The organism is Pseudovibrio exalbescens DSM 16456, assembly GCF_000422785.1.
Taxonomy (GTDB): Bacteria; Pseudomonadota; Alphaproteobacteria; order Rhizobiales; family Stappiaceae; genus Pseudovibrio; species Pseudovibrio exalbescens.
Genome location: NZ_AUGS01000035.1, coordinates 1 through 3,699 on the forward strand (window position 1 = coordinate 1; position 3,699 = coordinate 3,699).

A 3,699-nucleotide genomic window follows, 5' to 3' on the forward strand; every position below is an offset into this window, starting at 1 on the left:
AGAACGTGGCCACCATCCGACTGGATCCCGCGTCAAGCGCGGGATGACATCTGAGAGCAGTGATGAGAGAGCGGGAAAAAAAATGCCAGCGCCCAGAAAAAGACATGTGAAAGCGGAACAAGAAACGACACTGTGTCTTATGAAAGGTCTACAAAGAGCGCCCGTAACCCAGCAGCTGGCAATAAGGAAGGCTAAATCAGATAGCCTGGGACCCGGAGTTTGGTAAGTCTAACAATGCAAATGCGACCAATAGAGCTGAATAGGTAGGCACGTGCCAGCCTGACGACCTGGGGCAGTTCCTCGGTTAACCCGTATCCGTCTGCCACCACCCACCCATGTCATGCCGGACAAGCACCGCGCAGATCCGGCATCCAGAGCCACCAAGCCCGGAGAACCTGGCCGCCACCCTACTGGATCCCGGCTCGGGGGCCGGGATGACAAATGAGGCAACGGGAGGGGGCGAGTGGGCAACGCGAATAAACAATGAGGGGCCTGCGGTTTGTAATGGGTCTAGCAGTATTGGCAGCGCGCGCTGGGATTGGAAATAGGCACAAATCGGGCAGGTGAAGCGATCCCGCAGCGTGAATTGCGACCAATAGAGCTGAATAGGTAGGCACGCGCCAGCCTAACGACCTGGGGCAGTTCCTTCTGTAAAACTGTATGCGCCCACCACCACCACCTGCGTCATGCCGGACACAGATCCGGCATCCAAAGCCATCAAGCCCGGAGAACGTAGCCGCCACCCGACTGGATCCCGCGTCAAGCGCGGGATGACAAATGAGAGCAGTGATGAGAGAGCGGGGCAAGAGGCCAAAGCCCCGGCAAGGGCATATAGGGCGAGATCAGGCGAGCGGCTGGAAATAAGGCAGGCCGAGCGCCCACTACCACCCGCATCATGCGGGACACAGATCCGGCATCCAAAGCCATCAAGCCCGGAGAACGTAGCCGCCGCCCGATTGGATCCCGGCTCGGGCCCCGGGATGACAAATGAGGCAACGAGAGGGGGCGGGCGAAATTCTCAGTTTTGGAATAAAAGACAAGGCGGCAGTAGAATGCTGAGGTGCGGGTCTTGCTGCAAGGTGAGGAGATGCCGCTGTTGCCCGCAAATTTGTTGATTCTGCTATGAAAAAGCCCCGCAATAGCATACTGCGGGGCTTTTCTTGTCTGTCGCTCTATTCTCTCAGGCCACGCTCAGTGTTCTGAGTTTTGCCTTCAGGCTTGGCAAGAGGGATGGACTTGCAGAAAGCTTGGACAAGCCCGCTTTCAGGAGGGTTTCGGTAACCTTGGTGTCGCCAGCCATTTCCCCGCACATTGAGACCGGGATACCGGCCTTTTTGCCCGCCTCACAGGTCATTCGGATGGCGGTCAGCACGGCCGGTTCGTTGTAGTCGACGAGTTCGGCGACCTGAGGATTGCCCCGGTCTGCTGCCATCACATATTGGGTGAGGTCATTGGTGCCGATGGAGAAGAAGTCGGCTTCTGCTGCCAGAGCCTCGGCATCGAGCACGGCACTTGGCACCTCGATCATGATGCCCACCTGCATGGGGGCCTGTTCTTCCGGCAATCCCAGCTCGGTGCGGCAGTCGGCCACCAGCGCCTTGACGGCCTTGAGCTCGCGCACATTGGCAATCATGGGCACCATCATCTGGATGTTGGGCTGTTCGCTTGCGGCCCGGATCAGAGCGCGGATCTGGGTCTTGAACAGCGCCGGGTCGGACAGGCACATGCGCACCCCGCGGTGTCCTAGGAACGGGTTTTCCTCTTCGGCCATGGGGTAGGAGGCCAGCGGCTTGTCGCCGCCCACATCCAGCGTGCGGATGGTGATCGGCTGGTCGCCAAAGGCAGCGGCGATGCGCTTGTACTCTTGGTACTGGCTGTCTTCATCCGGCAACTCGGCCCGGGCCTGGAACAGGAACTCGGTGCGCAGCAGGCCAACGCCTTCCGCCCCTGAGGCCAGGGCCTTTTCCACATCGGCAAAACCGCCAATGTTGGCCTGCACCGGATAATGCACCCCATCCAGGGTGATGGCCGGTTCAAGGGCCCGGGTCAGGGTTTCATCGCGCTCCTTGATCCAGGCGGTGCGGCGTGCCTCAAGCTCGCCAGCCTTTTCGTCCGATGGCGCGGTCCACAGCAGGCCCTCAAAGCCGTCCAGTGTCACGGTCTGGCCCGGCGTGACCTCGCTCAGGCAGCCGGTGGCGCGCACGATGGCCGGAATGCCCATGGCGCGGGCAATGATGGCGCTGTGAGAGGTCTTGCCCCCGCCCTGAAGGCAAATGCCCAGCACGGTGTCCTTGTTCAGACGCGCGGTGTCGGAAGGCGACAGATCCTCGGCAAACAAGATGGTGTTGGGCGCAATGTCCACGCCCGCATCTTCTTCACCGGTGAGCGCCAGCATCACCTGACGGGTGATGTCGAGCACGTCCATGGCGCGCTCGCGCATGTAGGCGCTTTCGGCGGCCTCATACTGGGCCTTCAAGGCGGTCATGACCTCCATCCAGGCCCGCTCGGCAATGGCCCCGCCTTCCACGGCGGCCAAAAGCTTTGGCTGCAGGTCCGGGTCGGTGAGCATGGCCTCGTGAGCGGCAAAGATCTCGGCCTTGGCCTTGTCCTTGGCGGCCTTTGCCGCAGCACTTTGCGCCCGCATGGTCTCGGCAACGGTTGCAATGGTGTCGCTCAGACGGCGGGTTTCCTCGCCCGCTGAGGTAAAGGCACGGGCCGGCACCTCAGGCATCTTGACGGTAAAGAAGGCGGCAGGTGCGCTCACAATGCCGTCAGAGGCGGCAACGCCGACAATGGCGCCTTCAACGGCACTTGGGGCAGGCGCGGTTTGTTCTTCAGTCTCCGCCGCTTCTACGGGTGCGTTTACGTCTTCGCCAAAGCCATCTCTGGCCAGCGCCGCGAAGGCGGCGATAGCGTCTTGCGCCTGTGCTCCAGCCGCAGAAAGCACGATATGATCACCCTTGCGAACGCCCAGAACCGCGAGCGCGTTGAGGCTCTTGGCATTGGCGCGCTCGCCCTTGCATTCAAGGGTCAGATCGGCTTCGAACCCGGCCAGAGCGCCAACAATGGCAGCCGCCGGACGGGCGTGCAGGCCATGAGGGTTCAAAACGGTCCATTCGAAGGTGAGCGCGTCACTGCAGGCAGCTTGGCTTGCAGCCGGACCTGCGGCCTCGTCTTCAACGCCCAGATGCTTCAGCTTGGCGGCCAGCGCGCCCATGGCTTCTGCCTTGACCGCAGACAGCGGCAACCCAGAAGCGGCAGCCACCGTGGCGGCCATGGTGCCTTCCACGATCGGCGCGGCGCACAGCTCCACCTTGGAAGCCAGGTCCGGATCAATGAGCTCCAGCGCCATTTCCGCGGAGAGCAGCGCGCTCCCCAGATCCATCAGCACCAGCACGCCGCTGTCATCGGCAACGGTCTCAATGGCGCTCATCACTGCAACGGGATCGGTGCCAATGGGGTTGGCGGGATCATCGATCCCGCCCGCAACCGCAATGGGGCACTTTCCCTGTGTCATCTGTTCAGCCAGTTCAGCCACGCCATCAGCGAGCTGCCGACTGTGGGACACAACGACAATACCTACCAAGTTCAGCCCCCGCTTACTGTTTCGGCCAGCGCCTTGATCATGATCAGGCTTGATGTTGCACCGGCGTCCTGGTGGCCGATGGAGCGTTCGCCCAGATAAGAGGCGCGGCCCTT

The 3,699-nt window shown here is 61.6% G+C and carries 2 protein-coding genes; both read right to left on the reverse strand.

Annotated features, from left to right (window positions below; all coding sequences use genetic code 11):
* Positions 1-1,180: 1,180 nt before the first annotated feature.
* Entirely contained in the window at positions 1,181-3,586 is a 2,406-nt protein-coding gene (ptsP, locus tag G512_RS0114630; RefSeq protein ID WP_028482365.1) for a phosphoenolpyruvate--protein phosphotransferase, read from the reverse strand.
* Positions 3,587-3,588: 2 nt separating this feature from the next.
* Positions 3,589-3,699, reverse strand: a 111-nt coding sequence (locus tag G512_RS21295; RefSeq protein WP_036489859.1) for a DAK2 domain-containing protein, incomplete at its 5' end; no start/stop codon positions are given.